Origin of the sequence: Sellimonas sp. (assembly GCF_047234585.1) — a bacterium.
In the GTDB taxonomy this organism is placed as follows: domain Bacteria; phylum Bacillota; class Clostridia; order Lachnospirales; family Lachnospiraceae; genus Sellimonas; species Sellimonas caecigallum.
In genome coordinates this window covers 1-13,914 of record NZ_JBKSWG010000038.1, presented here as the reverse complement: position 1 = coordinate 13,914, position 13,914 = coordinate 1, and the positions used below count along the sequence as shown (strand labels likewise).

17 protein-coding genes and 1 pseudogene are annotated in these 13,914 nt (G+C 45.0%); all 18 read right to left on the bottom strand.

Annotated elements, in window-relative coordinates:
• Positions 1–75 precede the first annotated feature (75 nt).
• A pseudogene (locus ACLROL_RS11330) lies at positions 76–204 on the bottom strand (helix-turn-helix domain-containing protein); the annotation flags it as partial.
• An 83-nt stretch (positions 205–287) separates the two neighbouring features.
• Positions 288–758: a signal peptidase I gene (locus ACLROL_RS11325; protein WP_413067856.1), complete on the bottom strand. Its 471-nt coding sequence runs from the start codon at positions 756–758 to the stop codon at positions 288–290.
• Positions 751–1,908, bottom strand: a complete 1,158-nt coding sequence (locus tag ACLROL_RS11320; protein WP_413067855.1) for a hypothetical protein — start codon at positions 1,906–1,908, stop codon at positions 751–753. Before ACLROL_RS11320 ends, ACLROL_RS11325 begins: the two co-directional genes overlap by 8 nt.
• On the bottom strand, positions 1,905–3,899 hold the full coding sequence (locus ACLROL_RS11315; protein WP_287447950.1) for an isopeptide-forming domain-containing fimbrial protein: 1,995 nt from the start codon (positions 3,897–3,899) through the stop codon (positions 1,905–1,907). The genes ACLROL_RS11320 and ACLROL_RS11315 overlap by 4 nt, the downstream gene beginning before the upstream one ends.
• Before the next feature lie 12 nt (positions 3,900–3,911).
• The gene (locus ACLROL_RS11310) at positions 3,912–4,433 is read right to left on the bottom strand and encodes a hypothetical protein (RefSeq protein ID WP_413067854.1); all 522 of its coding nucleotides are present in this window, start codon (positions 4,431–4,433) and stop codon (positions 3,912–3,914) included.
• A 15-nt stretch (positions 4,434–4,448) separates the two neighbouring features.
• On the bottom strand, positions 4,449–5,108 hold the full coding sequence (locus ACLROL_RS11305; protein WP_413067853.1) for a SipW-dependent-type signal peptide-containing protein: 660 nt from the start codon (positions 5,106–5,108) through the stop codon (positions 4,449–4,451).
• Between the two features lie 235 nt (positions 5,109–5,343).
• On the bottom strand, positions 5,344–5,523 hold the full coding sequence (locus ACLROL_RS11300; RefSeq protein ID WP_087200380.1) for a DUF4250 domain-containing protein: 180 nt from the start codon (positions 5,521–5,523) through the stop codon (positions 5,344–5,346).
• Positions 5,516–6,100 carry a 5-formyltetrahydrofolate cyclo-ligase gene (locus ACLROL_RS11295; RefSeq protein ID WP_413067852.1) on the bottom strand — a complete coding sequence of 195 codons (585 nt, stop codon included), beginning with the start codon at positions 6,098–6,100 and terminating at the stop codon, positions 5,516–5,518. The genes ACLROL_RS11300 and ACLROL_RS11295 overlap by 8 nt, the downstream gene beginning before the upstream one ends.
• The gene (locus tag ACLROL_RS11290; RefSeq protein ID WP_087200375.1) at positions 6,078–6,299 is read right to left on the bottom strand and encodes a DUF896 domain-containing protein; all 222 of its coding nucleotides are present in this window, start codon (positions 6,297–6,299) and stop codon (positions 6,078–6,080) included. The genes ACLROL_RS11295 and ACLROL_RS11290 overlap by 23 nt, the downstream gene beginning before the upstream one ends.
• 33 nt (positions 6,300–6,332) lie before the next feature.
• Positions 6,333–6,716, bottom strand: a complete 384-nt coding sequence (locus tag ACLROL_RS11285; protein ID WP_087200373.1) for a hypothetical protein — start codon at positions 6,714–6,716, stop codon at positions 6,333–6,335.
• A gap of 46 nt (positions 6,717–6,762) precedes the next feature.
• Positions 6,763–7,575 carry a PfkB family carbohydrate kinase gene (locus tag ACLROL_RS11280; protein WP_413067851.1) on the bottom strand — a complete coding sequence of 271 codons (813 nt, stop codon included), beginning with the start codon at positions 7,573–7,575 and terminating at the stop codon, positions 6,763–6,765.
• Positions 7,576–7,585: 10 nt separating this feature from the next.
• Positions 7,586–9,235, bottom strand: coding sequence for a polysaccharide biosynthesis protein (locus ACLROL_RS11275; RefSeq protein WP_087200369.1), 1,650 nt, complete (start codon positions 9,233–9,235; stop codon positions 7,586–7,588).
• 64 nt (positions 9,236–9,299) lie between these two features.
• On the bottom strand, positions 9,300–9,794 hold the full coding sequence (gene ybeY / locus ACLROL_RS11270; RefSeq protein ID WP_087200368.1) for an rRNA maturation RNase YbeY: 495 nt from the start codon (positions 9,792–9,794) through the stop codon (positions 9,300–9,302).
• A gap of 2 nt (positions 9,795–9,796) precedes the next feature.
• On the bottom strand, positions 9,797–10,810 hold the full coding sequence (locus ACLROL_RS11265) for a PhoH family protein (RefSeq protein ID WP_087200366.1): 1,014 nt from the start codon (positions 10,808–10,810) through the stop codon (positions 9,797–9,799).
• Entirely contained in the window at positions 10,785–12,032 is a 1,248-nt protein-coding gene (locus tag ACLROL_RS11260; RefSeq protein WP_413067850.1) for a sporulation protein YqfD, read from the bottom strand. Before ACLROL_RS11260 ends, ACLROL_RS11265 begins: the two co-directional genes overlap by 26 nt.
• Positions 12,026–12,355, bottom strand: a complete 330-nt coding sequence (gene yqfC, locus ACLROL_RS11255) for a sporulation protein YqfC (protein WP_413067849.1) — start codon at positions 12,353–12,355, stop codon at positions 12,026–12,028. Before yqfC ends, ACLROL_RS11260 begins: the two co-directional genes overlap by 7 nt.
• 68 nt (positions 12,356–12,423) lie before the next feature.
• Entirely contained in the window at positions 12,424–12,915 is a 492-nt protein-coding gene (locus ACLROL_RS11250) for a pyridoxamine 5'-phosphate oxidase family protein (RefSeq protein ID WP_087200363.1), read from the bottom strand.
• The coding region (locus ACLROL_RS11245) for a tRNA dihydrouridine synthase (RefSeq protein WP_413067848.1) at positions 12,908–13,914 on the bottom strand (1,007 nt) is incomplete at its 5' end. The genes ACLROL_RS11245 and ACLROL_RS11250, both read right to left, overlap by 8 nt.

Here is a 13,914-nt window from a genome sequence, read left to right as displayed (position 1 = left end):
TCTTGTTATCCAGCCCTCCGGCTGTATCGGTTGAGCAAAAGTCAGCGTGGGATTGGTGTGGTATCTTTATCTAAGTGATACCCCGGTTTCCCACTTTGAAACTGTGGCTTTTGTTACCCCGACAAATTTAGCCAGTTCTTCCTGTGTAATTTTCTTTTCTTTCCTTAACCTGGAAAGATTTTCTGCAAATTTGATTTTATCCATTTTTTTCTTTCTCTCCTTTGCCTCCATTATACGCCGACAGCATAATAAAACAATGGAGGCAAAAGATACTTTTTGAAATTAAATCAACCAATGCGATACATGCGTTTCCTTTTCTGTCCTTTTCTGAAAATTCCACGCACAAGAAAATACCCTGCCAGATAGAGAAGTGTTCTGTAACTACGCAGAGCATCGTAGATAACAGCCCCTTTTCGGAGAACAAACACCATTTTCCCATATACCTGATCTTCCGCTACCGGACTGAAATCTTCCGTTTCGTTTGCATCCCCTTTTGTCACAAAAGCGCCGTCCTCTTTTCTCTGGACTCTGTGGAGGACAAAGTTTCCGCCAGAGAGCCGAAACGCAATCACATCGCCGGTCGAAATAGGATGGATATCGTCTTTTTTCAGATATACAAGATCTCCTGCCCGCACCGTCGGTGTCATAGATCCTGAAAGCACTCCAAAAGGTTCCAAACCAGTCAAAGGAAGGATTCCGATAAACAGCAAATACGCTGTCAGAAGAAAGGCCAGCAGCCGGTCAAGCATCCTAAACATGCCGTCTCTTTTCCTTTCTCTTCCTCCGGATCCATCCATAAGCGCATCCAAAAATCGTACATCCGGCGGCTGCGAAAATCAAGAACAAACCGGAAATCGACCTCTCTCCTGTTTTTACCGGTTCTTTCTGATCCGGCATGATGTCTCCTCCTGAATTTCCCTGTTCCGGCGGATCTGCCATAGCACTTTGCCCCAGGAATGTCCATGTCATAGAACCGTTTTTCCTCGCATATGCGTTGTCCAGATTCTCTGGGATTGATAAGGAGAAAGATAGCGTGTCTTCCTCTCCCGGACCATATTCTCGCAAAAATTGGAATTTGGAAAGGGAATCCGGATCCAGATTATCGTCGTATACAGTTTCTCCGCTCTTTTCCATAATCGTCAGATGCATCTCCTGAATCAGTTCACTTTCCAGTTCTGCCGCCACTTTCATCCACAACGTCTCTGTAACCGGAAAGTTATTTTTGATTTGGATCTCTCCTTGGAAAACATCTCCCGGGGCCAGATCTCCAAAATCTTCAAAAAATGTATCTGGATTTGCCACGATCCGATCGCCCTCCAGGATGACTTTACAAAGCCCGGCATCACAATCCATAAGGCGGAATGTATACCCCTCTTCCGGTTCATTTGCCTCCAGGATCTCCGTGTCGCCCCACGGTGTATCTGATGTAAAATCCGGTTCAAAGTTCCGGCTCTGGACAGCATCTGCCTCGGTCTGAATTTGGATATTTTCCTTGTCAATCTTATCCTGATCCCATGATTGTGGCAGAGCAAATGTTTTGTAAACCTTGACGCTCTCGCCATGAGAAATCGGTTTTTCATAGTAAAGATACTTGCCTTTTTCGATCCAACCGTCCGGAATTCCGCCGAAACATGTAAGCGGTATCTCCTCCTTGGCATCTGTTAAAAGCCGCACTCTTACATAGCAGCTGTCTCCCTGGACTTCAATATCCGTCGGCATGCTGACTGGTTTCCCTGGCACAAGATTCCGAGCCTCTTCCACAGTTTCCTGTCGGATGGCAATCCGCACTTCTCCTGTTCGAAATCGGGATGTGACAGATGTCTCTTTTTCTCCGGATGCGGATGCCGACATGCCAAGAACAGACAACATGATCAGAACCGCAGGGACGATTTGTATCTTCTTTTTCATTCGCCCACCTCTTTTCCAAATCGATTGACAGTCACGTCATTATGACTCAAATTCCTGTAATTGGAAAGTTCATTGCAGAATGTTGCTTTGGCATCATTGTGATCCAGCGTCTGAAGTTCTGCCTCCTCTCCCTTTACTGTACCATGTTCTACTTCTTTGATGCCTGTAAAACGATAACGTGCCACCTCTATCTCGCAGACGGTCCACGTTCCTGCAGGAACATTCACAGTGACAGATTTTCTTCGGATTTCCTCCTCTCCGAAAGGGTCATCAAAGGAAATCATTCGGTAAAAAGTTCGTTTTCCGCCATCGATGTCCTCTCCGGAAATTCGGAACAGAAAGGTAGGCACGCCGTAGGGTTCATAGGCCCCTTTTACTTCTTTTGTGATCGTCAATACAGGATTTCTGTTGTAAATAACCTTTATCTGATGGTCCGCATTGAGTTTTGTAAAAGAATATTCCGAAGGGAATTTAGACGGATCGATTGTGTTTCCGTCCACAGATATGGATTCAAGTTCAAATCCTTCCTCCGGAGCATACTGAATTTTCTTTGTGCTCCCGGCTTCTGCTTTTTGATCTGAGGAGGTAATGGTTCCATTCTTGACTTCAGTTTGAATTTGAAAATAGAAACGGTTCGTGACTGGTTTGCTTTCCTTTTCTCCGAGATCCGTTTTCAGAAATGCAGTGTTGTTTATTTCATTAGAGTTTCCGAATATATAATCCGGCCGCTTATGTACAGTAATGCGTACTTCCAGCGTCTTCCCATAGATCCAGCCAGAACTGGTATCTTTTGCTCTTACTTCGACTTTATCTTGCACGCCTTTTTCTGTCTGTATATCAAAAGATGAAGTGACTTCTTTTTCGTTATCAGCATCAAACACCGTCACAGTATCGCATGTCACAGCTTCAGGCAGTGTATCTGTCATCACGATATATTCATAATAATCCGCCGGCTGACACTCCGGTATTTTGAAATTAACCTGATACTCGTATGGCTCAGATCCGTGAATGTCTGTCTTTGACACATTTTTCTGCGGAGTTGGAGTGATGAATTTCCCATATCCTTTCGCGGAACCGGCAATCCATCCTAGCGTGACTCCGCCTTCATTTACTTCCTCTACAGTCCGCTCTCCTTCCATGTAGATTTCAAATTTGGAATAAGCTTCCTGAAGCTGCTTAGTGACATACTTCTCATATGTGCATGTTCCAGGAAGCGCCACACCTCCTCCTACTCTAAGCGTAAAGACTGATGTATCTTCGTACTGGATTTGTACACTGTCCTTTTCATACTCCTGCGAATCTATGTTATCTGCATAGAAATAATGGAATCCGTCCTCTTCCTTGTAATAAACTCTGCTGTCTTCCGGTATATTCATCCCGCTTAACGAGTCGTTTTTGCTGATCCCAAGTATCTGTCCGTAATCCAGATCTTCCGCCCGATAGGTCATGTCCACTTTCAAAGGATTCCCCTGATCGTCAAATATTTCCAGTTTTGCTTCATACCAAATGTCGCTGAAAGTCAGCCCATAGAGATCTGTCGTAAGTGACAGAACTACGCCTACTACCGGGTAGTATCTTTCCCCTGATTGGGTTCGATAATCTGGCCAGTCTGTAAATGTGATCTTCAGATTCGTGCTTTTTCCTTTGTAATTTCCCATATTTGTAAGATAACAGGAAATTTTCCCTTTCTGCGCGTCGCTCGTGACCATCTGTCCCCACCGTTCGATGGAGGCTCCTTTCTGATGATACGGCTTTTTCCCATTAACTCCACTTGCATCTGTCCATGTACATGTCGTCTGTTCTGTCCTCTTCAGCCGGAAAGAATAGTCAGAGTTTTCCGGATCCCCATAATTTTTGACTGTAATATCACTTCCTTCCTGCTTTGCTGCTTCGAGAGCAGGGACATGGGTTGCTGCATGGGAGACGATGCCTCCAAATCCCAGAAGGAACGCCATACAGACAGTAATAAAGAGTGTTTTCCATTTCTTCAAATTGATTCCTCCTTACTTTCCCTTTATGGATGCAAACGCTTCTATGGGAGAGTCGTACCCTGCTGCCTGGACCGTCTCCTCGTACACGATCACTTCAAACGGAACTGCCTCGTCGTGTGTACGCACCGCACGAATGATCGGTTCTGTCTCTTCCCCTGGTCCAAGGATGTGTTGATAATAATAATACCCATCCTCTCCTTTTTCAGACCAGTCCTTAGTATTCACGTCCATAGTTACATGTACTGCACTGTCCCAGGTTTCCGCGATGACTCTGACATAGCAGTCGGTATCCGTATCATTTTTGACTGTCACAACTTTTTCATATTCCGTATCCGGCTTTACTTCATCCGGCGGGGTAAACTCTTCCTCGATATGGCTTTTATTGCTTCCGGCACGGACTACATTGACCTTTTCATCCAAGTTGGATAGATATGCATCCGCCACCCCGGCAAGACCCCGGTACAATTTGATGCCTCCAAAGAGAAAACCTCCCAGAACAGCCAGTATACAGAGTTTCCTGGTCCATCTTCTCATAGCCGCTCCCTTCTTTTATCCTTCCTGGTTTTGCTTCATATACATATCGTAAATATCTTCCGGCAATTTGGAATCTCCTGCGTTTTCCGCCTGGATCGCATAGCTCTTTACCGGGATTTCCAATGTAGCGTCATCGATCTGTCCTTCCACTGCATTGACAAGTGTGATGTCAGTAAAAAGCGGCGGTGTCGTCTCGCCCGGTTTGAGCATCATGCACTCTGTTTCGCTTCCGTACGCATAGACATATTTCCGGAATTTCTCCTCGTCGTTTTCTCCAACATCCTCCTCCTTGATCTTGGTCCATCCTTCCTGGATTTCATAGGAAAAAAGTTCCGTCTCAGCGGCAGGAAGCTTCTGTCCATCCTCTCCCACACAGACTATATTTTTAACCGGAATCTGTACTTCAGCGAAGACAAAAGCATCATTTTTCCCCGTGTTCGTGATTTCCGGATCTTTCTGGATCGTTTCGTTCGGAGTAATATCCTGCTTGTCGTCTTCCGGCACATCCTCCCATCCCGGTTCTTCCAAGTCTGTCTTTACATTCCCAACTGTTACCGTGTTGATCTTCTCATCAGAATCTGTAAAATACGCAGACAGTCCGCTAAGAGCGCCAAAACAGGCGGTTCCCACAAGCGCCATGGCGATAATCGCCTTCCATATTCTATTTTTTCTCATAAAATTCCTCCATAATCATCCTTTATTCAGTAAATAGGTACAAAAATAAAACCACCAAGGGAACCACCTCCTCTGCTCGTCCTGCTTTGTCTCAATAAAATAAATTGGGATTGCTGAAACAGAATCGTTTCAGACAAAATAGAATGGCTGTCTGATGCAGCCTTTTTAGAAATGTCTACAGTATAGCACGGGCATATATAAAAAGCAAGCAGAAAGTAGATAAACTGCTTTCTGCTTACACAAACTGATTTCTTTCCGAATCGTATTCATAATCGATAGCTCCAAGCGCAGAACAGATCTTTGCTTTTTCCACGCCCATATCCTCACACATGGCATCCAGGTTCGGATAATAGTCTCTCAGTTTCATATTGACTGCGCTCAGCATCATGACCGGATCTTTTGGCAGACTATACATGTTCTTCCCTCCTCTGCATGTAAATATGACTCTCTGTTACGATCATCTCCGGGCAAACGTCAAACGGATCAGAAGGAATCTTGTCCAATACCTGGATATCAAACCCCAGCGCCGCTGTGTGGATATTCTCTCTTCCTTCCAGGTAGCGGTCATAATATCCCCCTCCGTAGCCAATCCTTCTGCCCTTTTTATCAAAAACCGTCCCGGGAAGAATGGCAAAGATATCCACACCTTCTTCCGCCTCCCGAAAAACCGGGCACGACATTTTCGGCTCCTGGATCCCCCACACTCCGCTCTCAAAATCTTCCCGGCTTCTTACCTGACAGAAACGGATCTCATTCCCTTCCACTCTCGGGGCACAGACTGTTTTATTTCGTTTCCACGCATCGTCAAAAATTACTTCTGTTTCTACCTCCGAGCGGAAATTTCTGTAAATGAGAAGAACATGTGCCTTTTGGTAGACTGGGAGATCCTTTATTTTCTCTGCAATCCGAAGGCTCTTTTCATGCCTTTCTTCCTCCGGCATGGCATCTCTTTTCCTGATGATCGCTTCTCTAATGTGTTTTTTTCTTTCCATACTTTTCGCCCAGGTTGGTTATCGAGCCATCTTTTTCTTTGATGGAAATATTGTTAAGCTGCCCTCTCAGATTTTCCCGAAATGCATCGATATATTCCTGACGCAGAATCTTCTGCTCTATCTTTTCCTCTTCTGTGAGGCCTTCAGCTTTTGACTTATGATATAATTCGTTGATTCTTCGAATCCGTTCTTCTTTCATATCCTTTGTACCTTTCTCTTTTTACTTTCTTACTTAACTGGAGTAATTCTCCAGAAATCCGTACAGTTTTTTGACAGTGCGGATTTCCTTTCCCTTCTCTATTTCTTGGCGCACATCTTCTGGCAGATCCGCTGTAACGATATTTGTGTATTCATAGATCGTCGTCTTATCGGATTTATATACAGCCACAAACCCATTGAGATCCATCAAATAAAACACTTCGTCCTCGCCTTTGCTTCCTTTGGCGGAAACTTCATATCCTGCTTCTTTCTGTGCTTCCTGAATCTTTGCCTCCTCAATTTTGGCTTCCTGCCTGGCTTTCTCTTCCGCGTAATGGAAGCTGATCTGATAAGCAGCCCCCAGAAGTCCAAGACAGCAGGCAAAAATCACACAATACCAGATACCGTATCTTTTCATAAGAAGTCCTCTCCTTTTTTATACAGTATCGGCAAAATGATAAAATTTATACAAGTCGACGCAAAAGCGTCTCAAAAGGAAGACCGTCCCTTTCCGGCGTCCCTTCTTCTGCTTTCATCTGAAGGCAGTCCGCAACAAAGTCCGATGCTTTCTTTACGCATTCTCCACATTTGGCTCCATTTATATAAGCACCTGCAAAGACTCCGTCAAACAGATCCCCTGTCCCGTGAGACATATATGGGACCTTTTCCCTTTCCTGAATCTCAAATATACCTTTTTCCCAGATGGCAGTCCGGATCTTTTCTTTTCCGGAAGCTGCACTTGTGATAATGACAGTTCCTGCTCCAAGCGTTGTCAGATACTTTGCCATATCAAACACCTCTTTGTCATCCGCCTCATCGCTGTACGGTTTACCAGACAGAAATGACGCCTCGGTCATATTTGGCAAAAGAACGTCCGCACAAGATGCAAGGCGTCTTAGCACACCACAGTAGGAATCATCAAAATTGGAATAATACTTTCCATGATCCCCCATAATGGGATCAAAGATAACAGGAACACCCTGCATCTTTTCCAGAAGTTCAAAAACTTTCTCCGCCATTGCGGCGCTGCCCAGGTATCCGATGAACACGGCATCAAAACGAATCCCTTCTCTCTCGTAATGCCGAAGGCAATCCTCCACGTATGTCCCCGGAACCGCAAGTACAGCCGGCTTCCCGTAACCACCCGTATGGGTGGAAAGAAGCATCGTGGGAACCGGGCAGACTTCCACGCCCATTCCATTCAGTATCGGGATCATGTTCATCATCCCTGCTTTGCCGGCAGAACAGAGATCGTGAATCAAAAGCAGTCTTTTCATCCTCTCTCTCCTATTTCAGTAAATGTACTTTTTTCAATAGACCTGCAATCTGAATTCCTTTTGGCATTGAACGGATTTCCTGCTCCGTCAGTCCGCCAATTGCAAGCAGTCCTACTCCATATACGACAACACCTACAACGATGGCAATGACAGTTGCCACTTTATCATGGATGACAAGTGCCAGCATGAATTGCACTACAAAAACGACAACTCCCATAATCACGGCTGCGATCGTAGGAAGGATAAACGTCTTTTTCTTTTCCTGTATATACCCGACCGCTTCCCGAAGGTCGTGTGCATTCAGAATACACATCGTAATGCCAAATACAACCTTGCTTGCCACCACGGCATAAATGCTCCAGTGGAAAACTACCAGCATAATAAAAAGGCATACTACATGGATGATAAGGGAGACCGTCGCATTCTTGACCGGAGCCATCATCTTGTTTACCCCCTGAAGCACCGCATTGGTCAGCGTAGATATCGAGTAGAACACAATGGAGACTGCACCGATCCGAAACAGGTTGGCCGCAACTGTATTGTCGATAGATCCCCATATGAGATCCAGCATCTCTTTTGGGATGACGATGAATGCCACCGCACTCGGCACCGCGATCAGCATCGTCATTCGCATTGCAAGTTCGATTTTCTGATGTACCTGGCCACTGTCTTTGTTCTCGTACGCACGCACAAGCGGCGGCACGACTGAAGACCCCAGCGCATTTGCCATGAAAAGAGGAACGTTAAACAGCGTATAGTACTGTCCAAGGCTTCCAAGAAGATCGGCCGCATACTTTTCGGAAAATCCCTGTGCGGACATGATACTTGTAAACATGGCGCTGTCTATGACATTTTGTATATTATAAACAGTCGAACTTAAAATGACCGGTGCGATCGTAAGGATCAGGATACGAAAAAGGAAACGGAAAGATTCTTTCTCCGCATGTTTGTCCCGGTACATTTTTTTTCTCAATACATTTTTATATGCATAGAAAATCAGGATCAGGAACATAAGAGCTGTCAATCCACCGACGATAACGCCCAGTGTTGCTCCTGCCGCCGAGTATGCCGGACCGTAAAGCTTGTTTCCCTGTTTTTCTGCAATATTCTGCCCATACTTCAGAAGCACTGCCGCGCCGACAATACTTACAATGGCATGGATAATCTGTTCCAGTATCTGGGAAACCGCTGTAGGCACCATAGAGCCTCGTCCCTGGAAATACCCTCTGAGGACACCCATCACAGCCACGATAAAGAGACCTGGCGCTAAAACCCGAAGGCCATAGGCACTCATTCCCATTTTCATAATGTCTCCGGCGATAAAGTCCGCCCCAAAGAAAATCAGAAAGCTTACTCCGCCTCCCACAACAGCCGCAAACAAAAGAGCTGTCTTTAAGATTCGGTATGCATTCTTTTCCTGCCCTTTGGACAATCTTGCAGAGACCAGTTTTGACACGGCAAGCGGCAGACTGTAGGACGTCAGGATCAGCGCAATATTGTAAATCTGATATGCAACTTCATAAAATCCCTGTCCTGTGATCCCCATTATATTCAAAAGGGGAATACGGTATATCATACCAATAATTCTGGAAATCATCCCCGCCGCCGCAAGAATGCTGCCTTGCACAAGGAACTCATTTCCATTTTTCTTTTTACCCATAGAACACCCCGCTATTTCTTTTTCTTTTGTCTGATTTTATACACTTTGTGTCAGCGCCAACACATCATCTGGATATCCCAAGCTTTTCCAGGATCTCTTTTTGTTTCGCCTCCATCACAAGCCTCTCTTCTTCCTCCATATGGTCATATCCCATCAGATGCAGCATACTGTGAGCGATCAAAAACGCGTACTCTCGCAAAACCGAATGCCCGTATTCCTGTGCCTGAGCCAGAACTTTTTCTTTGGAAATCACAATATTTCCAAGTACCGCTTCCCCGGTCTCAGGGTTGAAGCAATCTTCTTCCGACTCCAGGATTGAAAAATCCCCTGCCTTGTCGTAGGAGATCATTGGGAAAGACAGGACGTCTGTCGGCCTGTCTATATCTCGGTACTCTCTGTTCAGTTCCTGGATCGCTTCATTGTCCGTCAGAAGAATTTCCACTTCCGCTTCATATGGAAAGTTCTCATAATCAAGGGCTGCATCTATCACTTCCCTGGCCGTCTTTTCACAGTCGATAGAAAGTCTGATATCTGACTCTTCTTCAAAATATAAACTCATCTTTACTCCTTTTGTCCTCTGATTCTCCTGCTTTTATTCTTTCTCTTCTTCCCCTTGTCTTCCATTTTTTCGTATGCCTCATACGCTTTGACGATCTTCTGTACGAGCGGATGACGCACTACGTCTTTGCTGGTCAAACGGCAGATGCTGATACCATCCAAATTTTTGACTACTTTTACCGCCACATCAAGACCTGACATCTGACCTGAAGGAAGGTCCTTTTGTGTCTCATCCCCGGTAATAACGACTTTTGACCCGAATCCGATTCTCGTTAGAAACATCTTCATCTGAGCCGGCGTCGTATTTTGTGCTTCATCCAGAATGATAAAAGCGTTGTCCAGTGTCCGTCCTCTCATGTAAGCCAGCGGCGCCACCTCAATCAGACCTTTTTCTGAATTTTTCTGGAAGCTTTCTGCGCCCATGATCTGATACAGTGCATCATAAAGCGGTCTCAGATACGGATCGATCTTACTTTGCAGATCGCCCGGAAGGAATCCAAGCTTTTCCCCTGCTTCAATAGCCGGTCTTGTCAGGATGATCCTGCCCACTTCATTGTTTTTAAATGCTGTAATAGCCATGGCCATGGCAAGATAAGTCTTTCCTGTTCCGGCAGGGCCAAGTCCGAATACAACCATATCGTTGCGGATGGCATCCACGTAAGATTTCTGTCCAAACGTCTTTGGCTTTACAGGTTTCCCCTGGATCGTATAGGCAAGCACGTCTTTGTCGATTTCCAGGACATCCCCTTTTTCATTTTCCATAGACAGTGCCAGCAGATAATCCACATTTTGTTCTGTTATGACATTTCCTCTTCTGGAAAGCTCCAGAAGCTTTTCAAGAATTTCTTCCGCCTGTTTTGTCCGATGTTCTTCTCCCATGATCTTCACGCTTCCATTTCTTGCGATAAAAGTCACGTGAAGAATCCGTTCTATCTTCTTGGCATGGACGTCCAGCTGTCCAAATACATTTCCTTCGTGCTCAGCCGGAATTTCAATCATTCTCTCTAACATTCCCATGTTCTGTCTTTCTTTCCTTTCCGCATTTTTCAAGCAGAGTTAATGTTCCCCTTGCATATGCGTTGTCTTTGTCCTTGTATATTTTAACATTATTCTCCAAAATTTGAACCCCTTTTTTTCTTAAATCCCTCTGGAATAGTGCAAATCTTTCACTGAGGATTTTCTGAAACTCTTCCTGGGTGTAGGTTTTCCCAATATTTTTGTACGTCCGCATCGTCCGAATGCCTACGGAAATGGGAAACTGAAAACTTTTCGACAGACCGATCCTTACTTCTGAGGAATGAATCTCCACCTGTTTTCCAGCTTTCATCTCGCTCCCAAGATCATATTCCTTTTTCCCTGTTTTCCAATAAATCTGATGCTTTTCTCGTTTTTCATAGCGCTTTTCCTTGTAACTAAGGTTCAGAATATCCTCATACTCCTGTTCTGTTTCCATCCAGATGTCCGCGTCGGAATGCTGGTATTGCCATCCTGTGATTTCCTGGCTGTCATTTTTTATCTCCACTTTCCCTGATACAAGAAGATCTCCTTTTTTTACCTGATCTCCTTCATGAACCTGCGGAATACCATTTCGAACTACGATCTTTCGCACGACACCGTCTTTTTCCGCGATAAGATCTGTCCCTTCTTCACTGTTTTCTCCTGTCTTCTTTTCTTCCGCCCCTTGTTCAGCCTCTTCCCCGGAATCGCTGTTTTCTTTTATAGCAATGCGGATGCGGCACCCTTCCAAAGAAGCGGAGACCCATATCACATCTTCGAACTCTTTCCGGATCATCTTTGCGATCTCTGGGCAATCCACTTCCGAGCGTCTCATTCCGCAGGCAATCTTCTCTTTTCTCAGGAAAGCAAGGAGCGTCTCGTCGGTCTTTTTATAATTTCCTTCTATCTGTATATCCCACACAAACAACGACAGCACATAAATAAGAGCCAGACATCCCAGACACCCGGCAAAAAATACTTTTCGTTTTCTATGCTGAAAGAGAAAGAAAGGAAGGCCGTATTTTTTCAGGATCCGCATTCTCGTGTTGGTCTTCCGCAAAATGGGGCCAAGATGTTTTACTCCGTGGATGGTAACATACATCTCATACGCATGCCCCTTTGGTTCCAGACCCCATACCGGAATATGATGATACCGACACAGATTCAGAAACCGTTCTGGAGAATTTCCCCTGATCCGGATTCTGACATAACCTTTTACGTATCGCAATATCCGAGTCAGCAATGTCCATCCCCCTTGTTCTCAAATTCCACTTTTGCTATATTCCCTGTGATCTGCATCTCATCATCAAGATAGTACTCAATCCGCATTCGTCGTCCTGTGACCCTAAGAACACCTTCCTTTGTCCGAATCCGGATCAATTCTTCTGTATATTCCAAAATCCCTCTGTAATTCTCTATACATAGTTCCGCTTTTCCCGTCAAGGAAACCAGCGGCATCCCAAGCACAACATCTTTAGGAACATCTGCCGCCTCAGCAATCTTTTTTCGTACGATATCTCCACGCGGCTCTTTTCCGTTGTTTTTTTTGTTTTGCCTTATTCCCATAAAAACGCCGCACACCTTGCTTTTCTAGCAATATATGCGGCAGATTTCTCCTTCATACGTTGTCTTTTTTATCTCTCTTTTCCTGTAAAAGAAGTCACATCAATACAGTACACATCCGCTGCTTCGATCATATTTGTCTCGAATCGGATATCAGCGTCAGGGGCCATATGTTCCATGATCTTCTCGAGACCATGCAGCTTTTCTTCCTTTTCTGTCAAAAGACGTATCTTGCCACTTCCCATAATACTCTGATAGGAACAGGAATATGCACAGGAATACTCTCCAGTAATAACACCTCGTTCGATATCCATCTCAATGGCGACGACGGGATGTTTTCGGAAAGCGTCTGCCTTTCTTCCTTTCTGAGCGGAATGAATATAGATTTTCCACTCCGGTTCTCCTGTTTTTTTGATCGTCCAGTCATATCCGAAGTTCAACGGGATAACAAAGATTCCGTCTTCATCCGCGACGCCTATCCGTACGACCGCGCTCTTTTCAACGATCTCCCGAAGTGTGGCCTGATCCGTAATTTCCCGCTTTTTCAATCTCATCTCACGCATTTACTTCCTCTCCTTCGCTTCTTTTTATCTCTTCCATATATTCTTTCAGACTTCTGGTCCTTTGTATCCGCTCTATCCCGGTGCGCCCAAGAAGCCCTGTCATCCCGCGGTATGTCCACAGTTCTTTCATCTTCGCAAGTACATATTTTTCCTTCCCGAGTTTTTCCCGATATGCTTCCACAAGGGCATTTTGAAATTCCAGATAGACGGAGGGCCCTGCTTTTCTTTCGCCCTTTATTTCCGACAAAAGAGAGGGATTTCCAATGAGTCCTCTCCCAAACATCAATCGCTCCACACCTGGACATTTCTTCCGAAGACGCTGCACATCCTCTGCAGTAAAAAGGTCGCCGTTGTAACAGAGTGGATGCCTGGATTTTTTCATGGCCTTTATATATGCATCAAGGTGTGGGGCGCCTTTATAATATTCTGTCAGTGTACGAGGATGAACGATGAGTTCTTTGACTGGGTACTGATTGTAGAGTTCTAAGAGCATATCAAACTCCTCCGGATCTTCTGCCCCTATTCTTGTTTTTATAGAAATTTCCACATCGGCCTTGTCGAAAATACGATCCAGAAATTCCCTAAGGTATTCTCTTTCCCTGAGTAATCCAGCCCCCTTCCCTTTTGATACGACTGTCCTGGACGGACATCCAAGATTCAGGTTCACTTCCCTGTACCCCCATTTGTGAAGCCTGACAGCAAGGGCAGCAAACTCCTCCGGGGAATTGGTCAGAATCTGAGGCACCGAGGCAAGCCCTTCATTGTTCTCCCAGAGGACATCCGCTTTTTGTCTTCTGGAAAGCTTTCCTCCTTCTGCAGGTGTCAGGAACGGAATAAAATATTTGTCAGCCGGTCCAAAATACCGGTCAAACAAACCTCGATACACGAAATCGGTCACTCCCTCAAGAGGTGCCATATAATACATCATCGTTTTGATCCTTTCGTCTACTACTACAATATATTTATGGTTAATACCCCTTACAGCCAGTAAGGAATTAC

Bases quoted from the DNA above. Each gene is read 5' to 3' on its own strand.
- ACLROL_RS11325 (WP_413067856.1), bottom strand. From the start codon at position 758: ATGTTTAGGATGCTTGACCGGCTGCTGGCCTTTCTTCTGACAGCGTAT.
- ACLROL_RS11320 (WP_413067855.1), bottom strand. From the start codon at position 1,908: ATGAAAAAGAAGATACAAATCGTCCCTGCGGTTCTGATCATGTTGTCT.
- ACLROL_RS11310 (WP_413067854.1), bottom strand. From the start codon at position 4,433: ATGAGAAGATGGACCAGGAAACTCTGTATACTGGCTGTTCTGGGAGGT.
- ACLROL_RS11305 (WP_413067853.1), bottom strand. From the start codon at position 5,108: ATGAGAAAAAATAGAATATGGAAGGCGATTATCGCCATGGCGCTTGTG.
- ACLROL_RS11300 (WP_087200380.1), bottom strand. From the start codon at position 5,523: ATGTATAGTCTGCCAAAAGATCCGGTCATGATGCTGAGCGCAGTCAAT.
- ACLROL_RS11295 (WP_413067852.1), bottom strand. From the start codon at position 6,100: ATGGAAAGAAAAAAACACATTAGAGAAGCGATCATCAGGAAAAGAGAT.
- ACLROL_RS11290 (WP_087200375.1), bottom strand. From the start codon at position 6,299: ATGAAAGAAGAACGGATTCGAAGAATCAACGAATTATATCATAAGTCA.
- ACLROL_RS11285 (WP_087200373.1), bottom strand. From the start codon at position 6,716: ATGAAAAGATACGGTATCTGGTATTGTGTGATTTTTGCCTGCTGTCTT.
- ACLROL_RS11280 (WP_413067851.1), bottom strand. From the start codon at position 7,575: ATGAAAAGACTGCTTTTGATTCACGATCTCTGTTCTGCCGGCAAAGCA.
- ACLROL_RS11275 (WP_087200369.1), bottom strand. From the start codon at position 9,235: ATGGGTAAAAAGAAAAATGGAAATGAGTTCCTTGTGCAAGGCAGCATT.
- ybeY (WP_087200368.1), bottom strand. From the start codon at position 9,794: ATGAGTTTATATTTTGAAGAAGAGTCAGATATCAGACTTTCTATCGAC.
- ACLROL_RS11265 (WP_087200366.1), bottom strand. From the start codon at position 10,810: ATGGGAATGTTAGAGAGAATGATTGAAATTCCGGCTGAGCACGAAGGA.
- yqfC (WP_413067849.1), bottom strand. From the start codon at position 12,355: ATGGGAATAAGGCAAAACAAAAAAAACAACGGAAAAGAGCCGCGTGGA.
- ACLROL_RS11250 (WP_087200363.1), bottom strand. From the start codon at position 12,915: ATGCGTGAGATGAGATTGAAAAAGCGGGAAATTACGGATCAGGCCACA.